This is a genomic window from Streptomyces sp. bgisy130, assembly GCF_057708345.1.
Map to the genome: position 1 here is coordinate 24,111 of NZ_JBYISA010000031.1, position 18,410 is coordinate 42,520.

The window sequence follows — 18,410 nt, forward strand, 5'->3', positions numbered from 1 at the left end:
GCGGAGTCCACTATAGCCAACCCCGCTCGCGGGCGAGGCGCGCCGCCGCATGGCGGTTCTCCGCGCCGAGCTTCGCGGTCGCCGACGAGAGATAGTTCCGCACGGTCCCCGGCGACAGCGACGTCCGCGCCGCGATCTCCGTGACCGGCGCCCCGGCCTCGGCGCATTCCAGGACCTCCGCCTCCCGGACCGTCAGCGGTGACTCCCCAGCGCTTATCGCGTCGGCCGCCAACTCCGGGTCCACATAACGGTTTCCGGCATGCACCGTGCGGATGATCTCCGCCAGCCGCTGCGCCGACACGGTCTTCGGCACGAACCCCCGCACCCCCGCCTCCAGTGCCCGCTTCAGATGCCCGGGCCGCCCGTGACTCGTCACGATCATCGCCCGGCACCCCGGCACCTCACCCCGCAACGATGTGGCCACCGCCACACCGTCCGCCCCCGGCATCTGGAGATCCAGCACCGCCACATCCGGCTCATGCGCCCGCGCCATCGCCCGCGCCTCCGGCCCCGTCGCCGCCTCCGCCACGACCAGCAGATCGTCCTCCAGCGACAACAACGCCGCCAGCGCCCCACGGATCAGATGCTCGTCATCCGCGAGCAACACCCGGATCGCCCGCTCACTCACCCCGCCACCCCGACTCTCCCTCCACCCCGACTCTCCCTCCAACACGGCCCCTTCCGGCACGCTCCCCGCCCCGTCTGCGCTTACCCACTCACCGCCCCCACCGGGAGCTCGACCGTCAGCCGGAAGCTGCCGTTCGGGACCCGGCCCGACGTCAGGCTCCCGCCCAACGGGCGGAGACGTTCCCGGAGTCCCTTGAGGCCGCTGCCGGGGACCGACCCGGCGACCGCCGAGTCCGGCGGGTGGGTGACGCCGTCGTTCTCCATGGTCATCACGAGCACCGCGCGCTGCGGATCGATCCGGGTCCGCACCGCACAGTTCCGCGCCTCCACCGCATGCCGCAGAACGTTGGTGGTGCCTTCGCGGACGACCCAGCCGAGCGCCGACTCCACCTCCGGCGAGAGCTGTGCCCCCTCCTCGCCCTCGATACGGCAGTCCACCCCCGCCGCCCGGAGTATGGAGCGGGCCCCCGCCAACTCCGCCTGGAGATCGGCCTTCCGATAGCCGCGTACCACCTCCCGGACCTCCCGCTGGGCCTCCTGGGCGATCCGCTGCACCTCCACCATCTGGTCCACGGCCTCCGGCCGCTCCCGTCGCGCCAGCTGGACCGCCAGCTCGCCCTTGAGGGCGATCACCGCCAGATTCCGGCCCATCACATCGTGCAGATCCCGGCTGAACCTCAGCCGCTCCTCGGCGACCGCGAGCTGTGTCTCGGTGCTACGGGCCGCATCCAGCTTCCAGATCACGCCGAGCAGCCAGCCCGTGGGCCGCGCCAGCCCGAAGCTCCACAGACCGGCGAAGAGCAGCAGGACCGCCATGGCCCCCGAGCTCAGCCAGGAGTGCGTGACCAGGAAGAGCAGCCCCACGGACGCCACGGCGCTGCCGGCCAGCACGGCCAGAAACTTCCGCTTGGACACCACCAGGCTGTGAGCCATGAAGAACGGTGTGAGGGTCGCGCCGATCGCCAGCCCCGTCGAACCCACACTGTCCTTGCCGGCCGGCCCGTTGACGGTGACCAGCGCGAACAACGCGACCTCGGCGACGAGGGTCAGCACCCCCGAGACCAGCAACAGGGTGCGCGGTGTCGCCCCCCGTTCCAGATACCGGTTCAGCGCGCGGTTCAACAGCGGTACGGCCAGCGCTGCCTGAGTCACGTTCAGCCCCATGGCCACACCTGCCAAGGTGACCGCCAGCGGGCTGCTGCCCGCCCTGCCCATGATGGGCGCCACCCCGCTGAGCACGGGAAGCCAGGGAAGGAGGTACAGACTGCCCCGGAAGTAGGCGTCGATCACGGCCATCTGGCCCCGCCGCCGCCATATCGCCCGTAGCTTGCCGATCATCCGCTGCCCGCCCCCGTCGTCCCGATCGTGCTGCGCTGCTAGCGCCTCGGCTCCCAGCGGAACCACCGCTGGACAGCAAACAACGCGAGCCCGCTCCAGGCCAAGCCGGTGATCAGCTGCCCCACCGTCTCCTTGAGGCCCTCGCCCCCGGTCCAGCCGGCCCGTATCAGCTCCATCGCCGGTGACAGCGGCAGCAGTTCGAGCACGGAGGCCACCCGCTCCGGAAGGATGTCCAGCGGGACCACCATCCCGGACCCGGCCAGCGACACCATCATGAAGGGGAGCACGGCGAGCTGAGCGCCCTCGGCCGACTTGGCGAGAACGGAGGACGCCGCGGCGAACCCCACGGTCGCGGCCATGCCGAGCACCACCCCGGCGATCAGGAGATGCGGCGCGGTCGGCGTTCCGGCATCCAGGAGCAGGCCGCCCAGGACCACTAGAAGGACACACTGCACCAGCCCGAGCAGTACCGCCGGAAGCGCGGTGCCCGCCAGTATTTCCAGGTCCCGCAGCTCACCGGTACGCAGCCGTTTCAGGACCAGTTCCTCACGCCGTGCGGTGTACGCGCCGGTGAGGCTGGAGTAGACGGCGAAGACCAGCACATACCCGAGGGTCGCGGGCAGGAGAGCGGCCCCGACCGACATCCCGGTGCCGGTCACCATGTTCTCGACCGCCCCTTTCATGGCGAACGCCAGGGCGACCGGGATGATCAGCGAGGTCGTCAGCGCGGCCTTGTTGCGGCCGAGAAGGGTCAACTCGGCCCGTCCCAGGGCAAGGAGACGCGCCGCGGCGCCGGTCTCCGCGGGTGTTCCGGCGGGCTCGATACCGGCGGCTTCCCGCACGCTTGCACTCATGAGTTCTCCAGCCCCTTTGCGATGTGCAGAAATGCCTCTTCCAGGGATGCCGACCTGACATCCAGATGGCCCAGCGCTATCCCCTTGTCCCGCGCCCAGACCAGGACGCCGGTCGCGGCCCGCTGGAGGTCGTCGGTCCGCAGCCGGACCGTGCGCCCGTCCGTCTCATGGCCGAGGATGCCCAGCTCTCCCAGCGGCGGGAGATCACCGAGATGGAATCCGTTGGGCAGCTCGAAGGAGAGGTGCGAGGGGTGCGCGGCGACCACGTCCGCGACATGCCCCGCCGCCGCGATCCGCCCCTCGTGCAGGATCGCCAGCCGGTCCGCCAGCTCCTCGGCCTCTTCGAGATAGTGCGTGGTCAGCACGATCGTGGTCCCGGAGTCCCGCAGCTCGCGGACCAATTCCCACGTGGCATGGCGCGCTTCGGTGTCCAGACCGGTCGTCGGCTCGTCCAGGAACAGCACCTCGGGCCTCCCCAGCAGCGCCAGGGCGAGATCCAGCCGCCGGCGCTCGCCGCCGGACAGCTGCTTGACCCGCACATCCCTGCGCCGCTCCAGCCCCACGGAGCCCAGGGCTTCGTCGACCGGGCGCGCCCCGCTGGTGCATCCCGCCCACATCCGCACGGTCTCCGCGGGCGTCAGCTCGGCGGGGAAGCCGCCCTCCTGGAGCATGACGCCCACCCGGGGCCGCACCTTGCGCCGCTCCCGGAACGGGTCATGGCCAAGGATCCGGACCTGCCCGGCCGTGGGCGGGGCCAGGCCCTCCAGCAGTTCGAGAGTGGAGGTTTTGCCCGCCCCGTTGGTCCCCAGAAGCGCGAACAGCTCCCCGCGTTCGACGGAGAAGTCGATACCGCGCACGGCCTCGAAGCTCCGCTGAACGCTCCGCCCCTTTTCCCCGCCGCGGTCCCGCGGACCGCCCGTGCGCCGCCCGTCGGCGCCGTAGCTCCTGCGCAGGCCGGTGACTTCGATCACATCGGCCCCGGAACCGGCGCTCCGTGCGCCGCCGCGGCCGACACCCCCGATGGTTTTCTCCCCGATGTTCATGAGACCAGCGTTCCGCCGGATCAAGGTTCCGGGCAGTGCGGGCTGTCATCACAGCTGATGACAAATGTCAGTTGCCCCCGCGCGGAAGAGGGGAAGGGGGAGAGGCGATGTCACAGAAAGAAGGCCCCGGTCGCAATGACCGGGGCCTTCTTTATCTGAGCGGACGACGAGGCTCGAACTCGCGACCTCAACCTTGGCAAGGTTGCGCTCTACCAACTGAGCTACGTCCGCAGGCATCCACTCGGCTTTCACCGAGCGGCGCGACAGCTACTCTACCTGATCCTTTAGGAAGGTCGAGCAGTCAGAGCGGGTGACAGGGATTGCACACTGCGCCTCCCCCTTGGAAAGGGGGCGCTCTACTACTGAGCTACACCCGCGTGACTCCGTGAGGTCCGGCCTTTCGGCCTCGCCCCTCGGCGTGCTCCAGACTCTAGCTGATCAGTAGGGGTGCTGTGCAAGTCGGCTGCGCGCGGGCCGAGGGATGCCGGCAACTCCGTCAGTGATTGGCGGCGTTGAAGGCCTCGTACACCTTCTTCGGGATCCGGCCGCGCGGCGGGACGTCCATCTGGTTGGAGCGGGCCCAGGCGCGGACGGCCGCGGGGTCAGGGTTCACCGCGGTCCGGTGGTAGGCCTTGCCGGACTTGGCCCGCTTGCGGCCGGCCTCGACGAACGGAGCGAGGGCACCGCGCAGTTTCTTCGCATTGGCGGGATTGAGGTCGATCTCGTACGACTTCCCGTCCAATCCGAAGGTGACCGTCTCTGCGGCTTCTCCTCCGTCGATGTCATCGGAGAGCGTTACTACTACGCGCTGCGCCACGGATATCGGTCCTTTCGGGGAGCAACCCCTTGCTGACATGGGGTGATGCTCCGGATCCGGCTGATTGGGATCAATGCTTTTTCATTTGTACAGCGATGGGCATTGCATTGTGAAGCCCAGTTAATTTCGTCAGCGTGTCTTCCCGCAATCCGGACCCCGGATCTTTTCGAGAATTTTTCCTGCGGTGCACTCCCGCCGATACCGGACCGTGATCCGGGACACTGTATATCTATGCGCGTAGATTTTCGAACACGGTACTGTGAGGACACCGCCTTACGCACCACACCACCGGGAGTGCCAGTGGCACGCGTCGTAGTCGACGTCATGCTCAAGCCGGAGATCCTCGACCCGCAGGGGCAGGCGGTGCAGCGCGCACTGCCACGCCTGGGCTTCGAGGGGATCGCCGACGTCCGTCAGGGCAAGCGTTTCGAACTTGAGGTGGAGGGTCCGGTCGACGAAGCCGCCCTCGCTCGCATCCATGAGATGGCCGAGACCTTCCTCGCCAACACCGTCATCGAAGACTTCACCGTGCGGGTCGACTCATGACCTCGCGGATCGGAGTCATTACCTTCCCCGGCACGCTCGACGACCGCGACACCCAGCGCGCGGTCCGGGTGGCCGGCGCCGAAGCGGTGCCGCTGTGGCACCGTGACAAGGACCTCAAGCAGGTCGACGCCGTGGTGCTGCCCGGCGGCTTCTCGTACGGCGACTATCTGCGGGCCGGGGCCATCTCCCGTTTCTCGCCGGTGATGGAGTCCGTTATCGAGCAGGCCAAGGCCGGTATGCCCGTCCTGGGTATCTGCAATGGCTTCCAGGTGCTCACCGAGAGCCACCTGCTGCCCGGCGCGATGCTGCGCAACAACCATCTGCACTTCATCTGCCGCGACCAGAAGCTGCGGGTGGAGAACGCGGAGACTTCCTGGACCGTGGACTACGAGTCCGGCCAGGAGATCAGCGTTCCGCTGAAGAACATCGACGGCCGGTACGTCGCCGACGAGCGCACGCTCGACATGCTCGAGGCCGAGGGCCGGGTCGCCTTCCGCTACCTGGACGGCAACCCCAACGGTTCGCTCCGCGATATCGCCGGCATCACCAATGAGGCGGGCAATGTCGTCGGCCTCATGCCGCACCCCGAGCACGCCGTGGAGCCGCTGATCGGTACGGGCCGTACCGACGGCCTCGGATTCTTCACCTCGATCCTGAAGAAGCTGGTCAACGCATGATGGCCGAGCGAAGCGAGGGCACCATTAAGCACAGCCTCGACACCGTCAAGCACGCAGCCGAGACGCCGGACACCGACCAGCCGTGGGCCGAACTCGGCCTGAAGCAGGACGAGTACCAGCGCATCCGGGAGATTCTCGGCCGCCGTCCCACCGGCGCCGAACTCGCCATGTATTCGGTCATGTGGTCCGAGCACTGCTCCTACAAGAGCAGCAAGGTCCATCTGAAGCAGTTCGGCGAGAAGGCCCCCGAGAACGACGCGATGCTCGTCGGCATCGGCGAGAACGCGGGTGTCGTCGACGTCGGCCAGGGCTACGCCGTCACCTTCAAGGTGGAGTCCCACAACCACCCCTCGTACATCGAGCCCTACCAGGGCGCGGCCACCGGCGTCGGCGGGATCGTCCGCGACATCCTCGCCATGGGTGCCCGCCCGGTCGCCGTCGTCGACCCGCTGCGGTTCGGCGCCGCCGACCACCCCGACACCAAGCGCGTCCTGCCGGGCGTGGTGGCCGGAATCGGCGGCTACGGCAACTGCCTGGGTCTGCCCAACATCGGCGGCGAGGTCGTCTTCGACGCCTGCTACCAGGGCAACCCGCTGGTGAACGCCGGCTGTATCGGCGTCATGAAGCACGAGGACATCCACCTGGCCAAGGCGTCCGGCGCGGGCAACAAGGTCATCCTCTACGGCGCCCGCACGGGCGGCGACGGCATCGGCGGCGTCTCCGTGCTGGCCTCGGAGACCTTCGACGACTCCAAGCCCACCAAGCGCCCCGCCGTGCAGGTCGGTGACCCCTTCCAGGAGAAGCTGCTCATCGAGTGCACCCTGGAGATCTTCAAGGAAGACCTGGTCGACGGCATCCAGGACCTCGGCGGCGCCGGGCTGTCCTGCGCCACCAGCGAGCTGGCCTCGGCCGGTTCCGGCGGCATGCGCGTCGAGCTGGACACCGTGCCGCTGCGCGACTCCTCCCTCTCGCCCGAGGAAATCCTCATGAGCGAGTCCCAGGAGCGCATGTGCGCGATCGTCGAGCCCGGGAACGTCGACCGCTTCCTGGAGATCTGCGAGAAGTGGGATGTCATCGCGACCGTCATCGGTGAGGTGACGGACGGCTCCCAGCTGGAGATCTTCTGGCACGGCGAGCAGATCGTGGACGTGCCGCCGCGCACCGTCGCCCACGAGGGCCCGGTCTACGAGCGCCCGTATGCCCGGCCCGACTGGCAGGACGCCCTCCAGGCCGACGACGCGGCCAAGCTGGCCCGCCCGGCGACCGCGGAGGAACTGCGGGCGCAGGTCCTGCGGCTGGTGGCCTCGCCCAACCAGGCCTCCAAGGCGTGGATCACCGACCAGTACGACCGGTTCGTGCAGGGCAACACCGTCCTCGCGCAGCCGGAGGACGCCGGTATGGTCCGCATCGACGCCGACAGCAACCTCGGTGTCGCGCTCGCCACCGACGGCAACGGGCGCTACGCCAAGCTCGACCCCTACACGGGCGCGCAGCTGGCGCTGGCCGAGGCGTACCGCAATGTCGCCGCGTCCGGTGCCAAGCCGCTGGCGGTATCCGACTGCCTGAACTTCGGCTCGCCCGAGGACCCGGCCGTGATGTGGCAGTTCGCCGAGGCCACCCGTGGTCTCGCCGACGCCTGCCAGACCCTGGGCACGCCCGTCACCGGCGGCAATGTCTCGCTCTACAACCAGACCGGCGAGGTGGCGATCCACCCGACCCCGGTCGTCGCGGTGCTCGGTGTCATCGACGATGTGAACCGCCGTACGCCGATCGCCTTCGCGGAGGAGGGCCAGCTGGTCTACCTCCTGGGTGACACCCGCGAGGAGCTCGGCGGCTCGGCGTGGTCGCAGGTCGTGCACGACCACCTCGGCGGTCTGCCGCCGAAGGTGGACCTGGAGCGCGAGCGGCTGCTGGCGGAGGTGCTGATCTCGGCCTCCCGTGACGGCATGATCGACGCCGCGCACGACCTCTCCGACGGCGGTCTGATCCAGGCGCTGGTGGAGTCCTGCCTGCGCGGCGGCAAGGGCGCCCGTCTCGTCGTTCCCGACGGGCTGGACCCCTTCGTCCTGCTGTTCTCCGAGTCGGCGGGCCGTGCGGTCGTCGCCGTCCCGCGCAGCGAGGAGCTCCGCTTCACGGACATGTGCGGTGCCCGGGGGCTGCCGGCCACCCGGATCGGTGTGATCGACGGCGCGGAGATCGACGTCCAGGGGCAGTTCAGCATCCCGCTGAGCGAGCTGAAGGAGTCGCACGAGGCGACGATCCCCGGCCTGATCGCCTGAGACCGGACGGGCGGTGCGCACCGCCCCCGTATGACGGTCCGACGGCCCGTCCCCACCACCAGGGGGCGGGCCGTCGCCCTTTTCCCGTAGTGGGCAGCAGCGAAAAACGCCATTGCCAAGAATTACGTAATTACGTAATCTCTCGTCATGGATCTCGAACAGCGGGTGGCCGAGCTGGAGCGGCGGCTGGCCGTTTTGGAGCAGGCCGCCGACCGGCCGGCACCCCCGCCCGAGCGTGAGCCGGACGACGAGCTGTGGGCCCTGCGGGGCCTGAAGTCCCAGCTCGCCGAACTGGGCGCGGACAACGGCGGAGTGCTCTTCACCGGTGCGGTCCGCATTCCGGCCGGGCAGCGCTACGAGTGGCAGTACGGCCTGGTCACCGACACCGTGCTGGACCGTGACTGGGGCGCCGCCGCCGAGTCGTTCGCGGCCCTCGGGCAGCCCGTACGGCTGCGGCTGCTGCGCGAGATCCTCGGTGGCCGCTGCACCGCCGCCGAACTCACCGAGCTCGACGGCACGGGCACCACCGGCCAGATCTACCACCACCTGCGGCAGCTGACCGCCGCCGGCTGGCTGCACACGGCCGCCCGCGGCCGCTACGAGGTACCCGCCGACCGCGTCGTACCGCTGCTGGTGATGCTGACCGCCGCCGGGCGCTGAACACCCGCCCGAGCCGACCCCAGGGGGACCCCATGCCGTCCACGTCCATACGGAAGCTCTCCGCACTCGCCGCCCGCCTCTGCCTGCTGGCCTTCCTCGGGCTGGTCGTCGCGCAGTTCTTCGTCGACCTCTCGTACTGGTGGGCCTGGATTCCGCTCGCCCTGTGGGTGGTGATCGGATTCGGGGTCAACCGCCCGGCGTCCCGCGCACGGTCCGAGGGCGCCACCGGCCCCGCGTCCGAGCCGGTGATGACCGCCGCCCCGGTCACCGGCCGCTGGAAGGCGCAGAACAGCCCCGCCGACAAGGTGCCCAGCCACGGCACCCGGGCCTACGGGCAGGCGTACGCCATCGACATCGTGGCCGAGCCGGCGTCCGGCGCCCGGCCCGGCTTCGGCTGGTGGCCCCTCGCCCGCCGCGGTGCGGACTTCCCGGCGTTCGGCGCGCCGCTGCTCGCCGTCGCCGACGCCACCGTCGTCCGCGCCGACGACCGTCAGCGCGACCATCTCAGCCGTACGTCCTGGCTCGCGCTGGCCTACTTCCTGGTCGTCGAAGGTCTCGTGCGCTCCCTGGGCGGCGCCCGGCGGGTCATCGGCAACCACGTGATCCTCGACCTGGGCGGTGGCACCTACGCGCTCTACGCCCATGTCCGCCGCGGCTCGCTCACCGTCCGTACGGGGGACCGGGTACGGGCCGGGCAGCCGATCGGCCAGTGCGGCAACTCGGGCAACAGCACCGAGCCGCATGTCCACTTCCAGCTGATGGACGCCGCCGACCCGGACGCCGCCGACGGGCTGCCCTTCACCTGGCGGGGCCTCGGCGTCCCGGCCAACGGCAAGATCTTCGAGGCGGCCGCGGCGCCGGTGACGGACTCCGAGGGCGTTGTCAGTGGTCCCGCCTAGGCTGATCACCATGCCTCCCGCCGCCCGGAAGCCGCGCCCCCGTCAGTACGACCCGAAGAAGACCCGCGCCGCCGTCACGGCCCAGCTCGATCACGTCCGGGAGGCCGTACGCGGCCTCCCGCCCGAGCAGTTCGCGCTGCCGACCCGGCTCGGCGACTGGACGGTGCGGGAGCTGGTGGCACATCTGGCCATGGCAGTGGGCGCGGTGGCGCGCAGCCTCGCGCAGCCGGCCCCGCCGCAGCCGGAGGCCACCCTCCTGGAGTGGCCCTCCGCATCCGCCCCGCTCGCCTCCTCGGTCGACGAGCGCACCCGCGCCCTGTCCGCCGCCCACGAGCCCGTGGACCTGCTGGAGCGCACCGCGGCGGAGTACACCGAGGTCGTCGGGCCGGAGCCCGACGACCGGGTGATGGCCGTCGTCCCTGGCGCGATGCGGCTGTCCGACTTCCTGGTCACCCGCTGCCTCGAACTCGTCGTGCACAGCGATGATCTGGCGGCGGCGACCGGCCGGGAGATCCCGTACGACCGCCAGGCCCTGGCCACCACGACCCGGCTGCTGGCCGATGTGCTGGCCGCTCGCGCGCCCGGCGGCTCGGTCGAGGTCCGGGTGCCGCCGTTCGCCGTGGTGCAGTGCGTCGAGGGGCCGCGGCACACCCGCGGCACCCCGCCGAATGTCGTCGAGACCGACCCGCTGACCTGGATACGGCTGGCCACCGGCCGGATGACCTGGGCCGAGGCGGTGGACGCGGCGCGCGTCAGCGCCAGCGGCGAGCGGGCCGACCTCGGCGGCCGGCTGCCCGTCATGAGCTGACCCGGGCGACGGACCGGGCCGGTTTCCGGCCGCGAAGGGCACGTCGCGTATCTCACACGGGAGGGAGAGCACCGACGAGCGACAAATCCGGTGAAAGCGACGCCATGACCGCACAACGGCGGGTGGCGGAGCCACGGGAAGTGGAGCGCCGCAATCCGCTCCGCGGTGAGAAAGCGCAGTTCAGCGGGGCGGCCGTGGTGCCGCACGGCCCCAGGAGGGGGGACGTCCCGGCCGCGCGCCCGCCGGCCCGGTGCCCGCGGCCGCCTCGCGCACTACCGGGGGCGCATTCATGCACTTCTCCAGTTCCGCGGCCATCCCCGGTTCGGATGAATGCGCGACCTGCCCTAGACTCGGTGCCGTGCCACGTGGTGACGGACGACTCAACCACGACCTGCTCCCCGGCGAGAAGGGCCCCCAGGACGCTTGCGGCGTCTTCGGTGTCTGGGCTCCGGGTGAAGAGGTCGCCAAACTCACCTATTTCGGGCTGTATGCGCTGCAGCACCGTGGACAGGAGTCCGCGGGCATCGCGGTGAGCAATGGCTCCCAGATCCTCGTCTTCAAGGACATGGGCCTGGTTTCCCAGGTCTTCGACGAGACTTCGCTCGGCTCCCTCCAGGGCCATATCGCCGTGGGCCATGCCCGCTACTCCACCACCGGTGCCTCGGTGTGGGAGAACGCCCAGCCGACGTTCCGTGCGACCGCGCACGGCTCGATCGCGCTCGGCCACAACGGCAACCTGGTCAACACCGCCGAGCTGGCGGATCTGGTCGCCGCGCTCCCCCGCGAGGGCGGCCGCGCGACCCAGGTCGCGGCCACCAACGACACCGATCTGGTCACGGCCCTGCTGGCCGGCCAGGTCGACGAAGAGGGCAAGCCGCTGACCGTCGAGGAGGCCGCCCCGCGCGTCCTGCCGAAGGTCAAGGGCGCCTTCTCGCTCTGCTTCATGGACGAGCACACGCTCTACGCCGCCCGCGACCCGCAGGGCATCCGCCCGCTGGTCCTCGGCCGCCTGGAGCGCGGCTGGGTGGTGGCCTCCGAGTCCGCCGCCCTGGACATCTGCGGCGCCAGCTTCATCCGGGAGATCGAGCCCGGCGAGATGGTCGCCATCGACGAGGACGGGCTGCGCAGCACCCGCTTCGCCGAGGCCCGCCCCAAGGGCTGTGTCTTCGAGTACGTCTACCTGGCCCGCCCGGACACGGACATCGCCGGCCGCAATGTGTACCTCTCCCGTGTGGAGATGGGCCGCAAGCTGGCCGCCGAGGCGCCGGCCGACGCCGACCTGGTGATAGCGACCCCGGAGTCCGGCACCCCCGCCGCGGTCGGCTACGCCGAGGCCAGCGGCATCCCCTACGGCTCCGGCCTGGTCAAGAACTCCTACGTCGGCCGGACCTTCATCCAGCCCTCGCAGACCATCCGCCAGCTCGGTATCCGCCTCAAGCTCAACCCGCTCAAGGAAGTCATCCGCGGCAAGCGCCTGGTGGTCGTCGACGACTCGATCGTCCGCGGCAACACCCAGCGCGCCCTGGTCCGGATGCTGCGCGAGGCCGGCGCCGCCGAGGTCCACATCCGGATCTCGTCCCCGCCGATCAAGTGGCCGTGCTTCTTCGGCATCGACTTCGCCACCCGCGCGGAGCTGATCGCCAACGGGCTGAGCGTGGCGGAGATCGGCAAGTCTCTGGGCGCCGATTCCCTCGCGTACATCTCCATCGACGGCATGATCGAGGCGACCACGATCGCCAAGCCGAATCTGTGCCGCGCCTGCTTCGACGGCGAGTACCCGATGGAGCTGCCCGACCCGGAGCTGCTGGGCAAGCACCTCCTGGAGCCGGGGTCCAAGGCACCGGCGAAGTCCGACGTCGACGGCGTCCAGACGCTCACGGCCGGGGTCGGCGGCGCCGACGCGCTGCGTCGCCCGTAGAGCTCGTACACACACGACACGAAGGTTCTCAGCATGTCCGCTGAATCATCTGAGCGTGCTCCGCACGCGGGCACTGGTGCCAGCTACGCGAGCGCGGGCGTCGACATCGAAGCCGGCGACCGCGCCGTGGACCTGATGAAGGAGTGGGTGAAGAAGGCCACCCGCCCCGAGGTCGTCGGCGGGCTCGGCGGCTTCGCCGGCCTCTTCGACGCCTCGGCGCTGAAGCGGTACGAGCGCCCGCTGCTGGCCTCCGCCACCGACGGCGTCGGCACGAAGGTCGACATCGCCCGCAAGATGGGCGTCTACGACAGCATCGGCCACGACCTCGTCGGCATGGTCGTCGACGACCTGGTCGTCTGCGGCGCCGAACCGCTGTTCATGACCGACTACATCTGCGTGGGCAAGGTCTACCCGGAGCGGGTCGCCGCGATCGTCAAGGGCATCGCCGAGGGCTGTGTGCTGGCCGGCTGCGCGCTGGTCGGCGGCGAGACCGCGGAGCACCCGGGGCTGCTGGGCGCGGACGAGTTCGATGTCGCCGGTGCCGGTACGGGCGTCGTCGAGGCGGACCGGGTCCTGGGCGCGGATCGCATCCGTACGGGGGACGCGGTGATCGCCATGGCGTCCTCCGGCCTTCACTCGAACGGGTACTCGCTGGTCCGCCATGTGCTGTTCGACCGCGCGGGAATGGCCCTGGACCGGGAGATCCCGGAGTTCGGCCGCACCCTGGGCGAGGAGCTCCTGGAGCCCACCAAGATCTACTCGCTGGACTGCCTGGCGCTGACCCGTACGACCGAGGTGCACGCCTTCTCGCACATCACCGGCGGCGGTCTGGCCAACAACCTCGCCCGGGTGATCCCGGACGGTCTGCACGCCACGGTCGACCGCTCGACCTGGACCCCGGGCCCGGTCTTCGACCTGGTCGGCTCGGCCGGCTCGGTCGAGCGCCTGGAGCTGGAGAAGACCCTGAACATGGGCGTCGGCATGATCGCCGTCGTCCCGCAGGGTTCGGTGGAGGCCGCCCTGACCACCCTCGCCGACCGCGGGGTGGACGCCTGGGTCAGCGGCGAGATCGTCGAGCGCGGTGACCACGCCGAGGCAGTGACCCTGACCGGTGACTACGCGAGCTGACGGAGCGAGCCGTCCCCCTGGTCCGGAGCGGGCCAGGGGAGCTGCCGCCCGCGGCGGACAGCCGGCTGGGCGGCGGGCCCGCCCACGGTCATCCGGACAGGCATCCGGGCAGCACAGAACCCGGTCCGGGTATGCCCAGGACCGGGTCCGTGATGCTGTTATGGGTGCCGCGAGCGCACAGCGTGGTCAAGCGCGACGACGCTGGTCCGACGAGTCGCCCTCGTCCTCTTCGTCGTCGTCGCTGTTGTACAGATCTGCGTACCGTGCGTACGGGTCGTCGTCCTCGTCCTCCTCGAACGGCTCTGCGTTCGGAGGCTGCTGGTTCGACGGTGATGCACCCAGCTCGTCGGCCAGTCGTGAGAGATCCGTCCCACCGCTGCTGTACTTCAGCTGGCGGGCGACCTTTGTCTGCTTGGCCTTGGCCCGGCCGCGCCCCATGGGTCGACCCCCTCAATGACGGGGCTCGGTGGCCCCAGAGTCTTGACACGCGTTCATGGATCAGAGCGGGCTCTCGACAGAGAGACCGGCCCGTAGGGCTTTAACGGTACCTGCTTCCGCGGCCATACGGTACGTCGCCCGCATCACCCGCCGCTCGGCACGACCGGCAAGGTGCCCCGTCCCCGCTGGTCAACTGCGATTTTAACCTGTCCTGTACGGCGACCCGCCGACGGGTGGTGAGGGATGTCTCCCTGATCACCCGTGACGGGCCGCGCAAGGCACGCTTTCCGGCCGACAAGGCCGCATTTCCGGCTGCGTCAGGCGCGCCGGGCCTCCGCCATCCGCTGCTCGGCCAGGCGATCGGCGGCCGCGGCGGGCGGAATGCCGTCGGCCTTCGCACGAGCGAATATCGCCAGGGTGGTGTCGAAGATCTTCGCCGCCTTGATCTTGCAGCGGTCGAAGTCGAAGCCGTGCAGCTCGTCGGCCACCTGGATGACACCGCCCGCGTTCACGACGTAATCGGGGGCGTAGAGGATGCCGCGGTCGGACAGATCCTTCTCGATGCCGGGGTGGGCGAGCTGGTTGTTGGCCGCGCCGCACACCACCTTCGCGGTCAGCGCCGGCACCGACTCATCGCTCAGCGCCCCGCCCAGCGCACAGGGCGCATAGACGTCCAGGCCCTCGGTGCGGATCAGCGCCTCGGTGTCCGCGACCGCGGTGACCTGCGGGTACTTGGCGCGGACCCGGTCCACCGACTCGGCCCGGACGTCCGTGATCACGACCTCGGCACCGTCCTGGAGAAGGTGCTCGACGAGGAGGTGGCCGACCTTGCCGACGCCCGCGATGCCCACCTTGCGGCCGCGCAGCGTCGGGTCGCCCCAGGCGTGCTGGGCGGAGGCGCGCATGCCCTGGAAGACGCCGTAGGCGGTCAGGACGGAGGAGTCGCCGGCGCCGCCGTTGGCGGGGGAGCGGCCGGTGGTCCACTTGTTCGTACGGGCGACGACGTCCATGTCCGCGACGTACGTGCCGACGTCGCACGCGGTGACATAGCGGCCCCCGAGGGAGGCCACGAACCGGCCGTAGGCGAGCAGGAGTTCCTCGGTCTTGATCAGGTCGGGGTCACCGATGATCACGGCTTTGCCGCCGCCGTGGTCCAGCCCGGCCAGGGCGTTCTTGTAGGACATGCCGCGCGCCAGGTTCAGAGCGTCCAGCACGGCCTCCTCCTCGGAGGCGTAGGCATGGAAGCGGGTACCGCCGAGGGCGGGGCCCAGGGCGGTGCTGTGGATGGCGATCACGGCCTTCAGGCCGCTGGCACGGTCCTGGCAGAGAACGACCTGCTCATGGCCCCCCTGCTCCGACCGGAACAGGGTGTGCAGAACGCCGCCGTCGGTGCCGGCGGAGGCCGGACGTACGTCAGTCACTGTGGTGACTCCCATAAGTCGCGAAGGGACGCCCTCCTAACGGGTGGGGAGGGCCGGTTGACAAGAGCGTAAGACCTGCCGGGCCGGTTGATCCGTCGGGTGCCGAGGATCACCCTCTCCCGGGGGACGGGCATGGGACGATCTGGTCGTATCGCAGGCCGGCGGGGGCCCTCGGGATCTTCCGGCGGTGACTTCCCGTGGAAGGAGCGGGCGTGGCCCTGGCGTCGTCGGTGAAGGTCCCGTACATGGCATATCTACGGGTCTACGAGCCGCTGGCTGCGTTCCCCGAGCCGGAGCGCTCCCACTGGGCCCGCTATGCCAAGCGGGCGAAGACCCCTACCGCCCAGGACGAGCAGCGCCGGGCCCTGGCGGATCTGCTGCCGACCCCGCCGGTGCCGGTGCCGGTCCACGAGAGCGCGGACGCCTTCGTCGCCGTGGTGGACGAGGTGACCTGCGTCTGCCCCTGGCGCACCCGGCTGCGCGGCTGGCAGGCCCTGGAGTCGCTGGACGAGCTGCTGCCGGCCTCGGTGCTGGACGCGGCGCTGCCCCCGGTGGTGCGCCGGCAGGCGGTCACCGACTACGAGCAGTGGCGGGAGCGCAACCCGGACGCCCGGCCCTGGATCCGCGGGGCGGCCTGGCACGTCCCGGTCCGCTGGTTCGTGCTGTTCTCCGACGGCGAGCGGGAGTACACGAAGGGTGAGCAGGAGCCGGTGATGCGCTACCGGACGCCGATGGTGCAGGCGCGGAGACGGGTCGCCCGGGGGCTGCGGACGCTGCGGGACGCCCTGGAAGAGGGGCCCTTGATCGACGGCCTGGTAGATGTGGGGCGCTGGCTCGAAGAATTCCATCCGCGTTCGCTCGTGGAGCTGGACTACGGAGGGCTGGTGCACGCGGTGCCCGAAGCGCAGCTCGCCGAGGACCGTTCCGCCGCCGAGGTGGCGGAGGGGCTGGCGGCGCTGAGCGAGGGGGACGGCGAGCGGGCCGGAGTCGCGTACGAGAAGCTTTCCGAGCGGTGGCGTGCGGTGCGGGAACGCCAGTTCTCCAGCTGAGGCGCCGGTGCGGTGCGGCAGATCGTGGCGTGGAAGCGTCGTATTCGCTTTTCGGTGGTGGGCCGGTAAGGGACGTAGGTCCTGATCCGGGCGATTGCCTCAAGCGTGACCTAAAGCACTGACATCGGGTCTTGCTCCCAAGCCATACCCTCGTGCCAAAATAGGACAAGGAGCCCGACCTGGGCTCCTTCCGTCCAACTAAGGGCGGATAGATCGGTATTGCGTTCCTTGAGGGGTCTCGTGGCGGCTGATCACGCTGTGACTGATCGTCACGGACGGGTGACTGTCCGCTATGGCACGGTCCATCGGCATCCGCCGAGGTTGAACACCTGAGAGGGCAATTCCATCGGTTTGGCCGACGTGGCTGGACAGATGGTGTAGTTGTAGTGCCGAGGACAAGCCGTTCGTCCTATAACCGACTCGGCCCGCGTCCGCCATTTCGGGCAACGTGGGTCAAGGTGCAGAATTTAGAGGAAAGAACCGTGATGGTTCGGTTCTCCCGAGGAGGCCGCTCATGACCGCTCGCACCCCTGACGCCGAGCCGCTGCTTACCCCTGCTGAGGTCGCCACGATGTTCCGCGTGGACCCGAAGACGGTGACCCGCTGGGCCAAGGCAGGCAAGCTCACGTCCATCCGCACGCTCGGAGGACACCGGCGTTACCGCGAGGCTGAGGTCCGCGCACTGCTCGCGGGCATTCCGCAGCAGCGCAGCGAGGCCTGAACAACCGCATAACCAGGACGTTTTCGGGGCCCCCAACCCGAAAGCGCCCGCTTTGCGCCACATAGCTCGACCGCTCCACCACGCTTCACACAGCTTCATACGACGCGGCGCCTGCCCCACAGGCCCTACGCCCGCTCCCTTTGGGTACGTCGTCGATCGCGCTGGACTCCGCCGGGTCCAGCGCGATTTTTTTGTGTGCGCCCGCTTCAGGGCCCGTCAGGGCGCTCGGGCCGGCCTGGCGCCGGCGCTGTCCCGGACGGCGGCCAGGGGGTCTTCACGGGCCCTGTGAGGGGCTTTCCGCGCAGACCCCGAGCCCCCTCCCGGAAGTCCCCTCGGGGGAGGTGCAATTGCACATATTAAATTGACCGGTTGTAGGGCGGTTGTAAGTTCCTCATCGCGCCAAACTTGTTCGGTGACACCCGTCACACGACGTGGCGCTTGAAGACGATACGTCCGCTGCGATAGAGAACTCCGCCCGCCACACCCAACAGCCTGTCACCGCGCCGCTGGTGACGCAGGCGCCGGTGGTCACCGGTCGGCGGGACCTTCGTCCTCGTCCGCCGGCGGCTCGCAGACGGCCCCGGACGAGGCGGAGGCGGACGCGGGCGCCGCAGGCCCGGAGCGGGCCGTGTGCGGCTCCATGACGAGCCGTTGCAGCTGATGGCAGACAGGGCAGTGCCGCGTCAGATGGCGATAGCCCGTGGCGGCTGACAGATGGGCCCGCAACAGCGCCCTGGTCTCGTGCCGTACCGCAGTCGTCATGCGTATACCTCCCCGGCCCCCACGCCTTCCTCCAGTGAGTACCCGCGGTACGTGCCGCCGTCAATACAGCGGGCGGCAATCCGGCTACGGTCCGCATCCGCCGGGGCCGGAACCGGCCGGTGCTCGGCCGGTGCTTCGGCCGGCGTGCGGCGGGGGGTGGGGAGGGCCGGAAGGTGATCGGCGCCACGCTCCCCGCCGGCGCGCGCCAGGGGCGTGCGGCGTGATCTGACGGGGTGTGGGGGTGCCGGTGGCGGTTCGCGCGAGACGCGGCGTGGTCCGGACAGCAGAACGGCCCGCATCCGATGGGGATGCGGGCCGTTCTCTATGCGGTCCTGACGGGATTTGAACCCGCGGCCTCCACCTTGACAGGGTGGCGAGCACTCCAAACTGCTCCACAGGACCTTGCGTTTCGCTTTCCGCTTGCG

18 protein-coding genes and 3 tRNA genes are annotated in these 18,410 nt (G+C 70.0%); 10 read left to right on the forward strand and 11 right to left on the reverse strand.

Features of this window, described 5'->3' with window-relative positions; translation table 11 throughout:
• Positions 1–10 precede the first annotated feature (10 nt).
• The 7 genes from AC3EUV_RS29435 to AC3EUV_RS29465 all read right to left on the reverse strand — a co-directional run bounded on the left by AC3EUV_RS29435 (position 11) and on the right by AC3EUV_RS29465 (position 4,679).
• Positions 11–613 carry a response regulator transcription factor gene (locus AC3EUV_RS29435; RefSeq protein ID WP_432144409.1) on the reverse strand — a complete coding sequence of 201 codons (603 nt, stop codon included), beginning with the start codon at positions 611–613 and terminating at the stop codon, positions 11–13.
• A gap of 95 nt (positions 614–708) precedes the next feature.
• A complete protein-coding gene (locus AC3EUV_RS29440) occupies positions 709–2,031 on the reverse strand; it encodes a sensor histidine kinase (protein ID WP_435604249.1) in 1,323 nt (440 codons plus the stop codon).
• Entirely contained in the window at positions 2,004–2,819 is an 816-nt protein-coding gene (locus AC3EUV_RS29445) for an ABC transporter permease (protein ID WP_432144377.1), read from the reverse strand. The genes AC3EUV_RS29440 and AC3EUV_RS29445 overlap by 28 nt, the downstream gene beginning before the upstream one ends.
• Positions 2,816–3,862: an ABC transporter ATP-binding protein gene (locus tag AC3EUV_RS29450; protein WP_432144378.1), complete on the reverse strand. Its 1,047-nt coding sequence runs from the start codon at positions 3,860–3,862 to the stop codon at positions 2,816–2,818. Before AC3EUV_RS29450 ends, AC3EUV_RS29445 begins: the two co-directional genes overlap by 4 nt.
• Before the next feature lie 158 nt (positions 3,863–4,020).
• Positions 4,021–4,093: transfer RNA gene (locus tag AC3EUV_RS29455), tRNA-Gly, on the reverse strand.
• Between the two features lie 74 nt (positions 4,094–4,167).
• A tRNA-Gly gene (locus AC3EUV_RS29460) sits at positions 4,168–4,239 on the reverse strand.
• A gap of 119 nt (positions 4,240–4,358) precedes the next feature.
• A complete protein-coding gene (locus AC3EUV_RS29465; protein ID WP_030086195.1) occupies positions 4,359–4,679 on the reverse strand; it encodes a histone-like nucleoid-structuring protein Lsr2 in 321 nt (106 codons plus the stop codon).
• Positions 4,680–4,979: 300 nt separating this feature from the next.
• On the opposite strand from AC3EUV_RS29465, the gene purS reads away from it, so the two are divergent.
• The 8 genes from purS to purM all read left to right on the forward strand — a co-directional run bounded on the left by purS (position 4,980) and on the right by purM (position 13,594).
• Positions 4,980–5,225, forward strand: a complete 246-nt coding sequence (gene purS, locus AC3EUV_RS29470) for a phosphoribosylformylglycinamidine synthase subunit PurS (protein ID WP_042151546.1) — start codon at positions 4,980–4,982, stop codon at positions 5,223–5,225.
• Entirely contained in the window at positions 5,222–5,902 is a 681-nt protein-coding gene (gene purQ / locus AC3EUV_RS29475; protein ID WP_432144379.1) for a phosphoribosylformylglycinamidine synthase subunit PurQ, read from the forward strand. Before purS ends, purQ begins: the two co-directional genes overlap by 4 nt.
• Positions 5,902–8,181 (forward strand): phosphoribosylformylglycinamidine synthase subunit PurL, encoded by a 2,280-nt coding sequence (purL, locus tag AC3EUV_RS29480; protein WP_435604268.1) that lies wholly within the window; start codon positions 5,902–5,904, stop codon positions 8,179–8,181. The genes purQ and purL overlap by 1 nt, the downstream gene beginning before the upstream one ends.
• Before the next feature lie 147 nt (positions 8,182–8,328).
• Positions 8,329–8,841, forward strand: a complete 513-nt coding sequence (locus AC3EUV_RS29485; protein ID WP_330317432.1) for an ArsR/SmtB family transcription factor — start codon at positions 8,329–8,331, stop codon at positions 8,839–8,841.
• A gap of 32 nt (positions 8,842–8,873) precedes the next feature.
• Positions 8,874–9,740: a M23 family metallopeptidase gene (locus AC3EUV_RS29490; protein ID WP_435604250.1), complete on the forward strand. Its 867-nt coding sequence runs from the start codon at positions 8,874–8,876 to the stop codon at positions 9,738–9,740.
• A 10-nt stretch (positions 9,741–9,750) separates the two neighbouring features.
• Positions 9,751–10,548 (forward strand): maleylpyruvate isomerase family mycothiol-dependent enzyme, encoded by a 798-nt coding sequence (locus AC3EUV_RS29495; protein WP_432144381.1) that lies wholly within the window; start codon positions 9,751–9,753, stop codon positions 10,546–10,548.
• 358 nt (positions 10,549–10,906) lie between these two features.
• Positions 10,907–12,466, forward strand: coding sequence for an amidophosphoribosyltransferase (purF, locus tag AC3EUV_RS29500; protein WP_432144382.1), 1,560 nt, complete (start codon positions 10,907–10,909; stop codon positions 12,464–12,466).
• A 33-nt stretch (positions 12,467–12,499) separates the two neighbouring features.
• A complete protein-coding gene (purM, locus tag AC3EUV_RS29505) occupies positions 12,500–13,594 on the forward strand; it encodes a phosphoribosylformylglycinamidine cyclo-ligase (protein WP_432144383.1) in 1,095 nt (364 codons plus the stop codon).
• A 186-nt stretch (positions 13,595–13,780) separates the two neighbouring features.
• On the opposite strand, the gene AC3EUV_RS29510 is transcribed toward purM, so the two are convergent.
• The gene (locus AC3EUV_RS29510; RefSeq protein ID WP_018092657.1) at positions 13,781–14,032 is read right to left on the reverse strand and encodes a DUF3073 domain-containing protein; all 252 of its coding nucleotides are present in this window, start codon (positions 14,030–14,032) and stop codon (positions 13,781–13,783) included.
• A 317-nt stretch (positions 14,033–14,349) separates the two neighbouring features.
• Positions 14,350–15,468: a Leu/Phe/Val dehydrogenase gene (locus AC3EUV_RS29515; protein ID WP_432144384.1), complete on the reverse strand. Its 1,119-nt coding sequence runs from the start codon at positions 15,466–15,468 to the stop codon at positions 14,350–14,352.
• Between the two features lie 197 nt (positions 15,469–15,665).
• On the opposite strand from AC3EUV_RS29515, the gene AC3EUV_RS29520 reads away from it, so the two are divergent.
• Both AC3EUV_RS29520 and bldC read left to right on the forward strand, forming a co-directional pair.
• On the forward strand, positions 15,666–16,502 hold the full coding sequence (locus AC3EUV_RS29520) for a DUF8083 family protein (protein ID WP_432144385.1): 837 nt from the start codon (positions 15,666–15,668) through the stop codon (positions 16,500–16,502).
• Positions 16,503–17,016: 514 nt separating this feature from the next.
• Positions 17,017–17,223: a developmental transcriptional regulator BldC gene (bldC, locus tag AC3EUV_RS29525; protein WP_003949541.1), complete on the forward strand. Its 207-nt coding sequence runs from the start codon at positions 17,017–17,019 to the stop codon at positions 17,221–17,223.
• A gap of 528 nt (positions 17,224–17,751) precedes the next feature.
• Here bldC and AC3EUV_RS29530 read toward each other — a convergent pair.
• Complete coding sequence (locus tag AC3EUV_RS29530) at positions 17,752–17,985, reverse strand: DUF6274 family protein (protein ID WP_432144386.1); 234 nt, start codon at positions 17,983–17,985, stop codon at positions 17,752–17,754.
• 327 nt (positions 17,986–18,312) lie between these two features.
• Positions 18,313–18,387, reverse strand: a tRNA-Asp gene (locus tag AC3EUV_RS29535).
• Between the last annotated feature and the right edge of the window lie 23 nt (positions 18,388–18,410).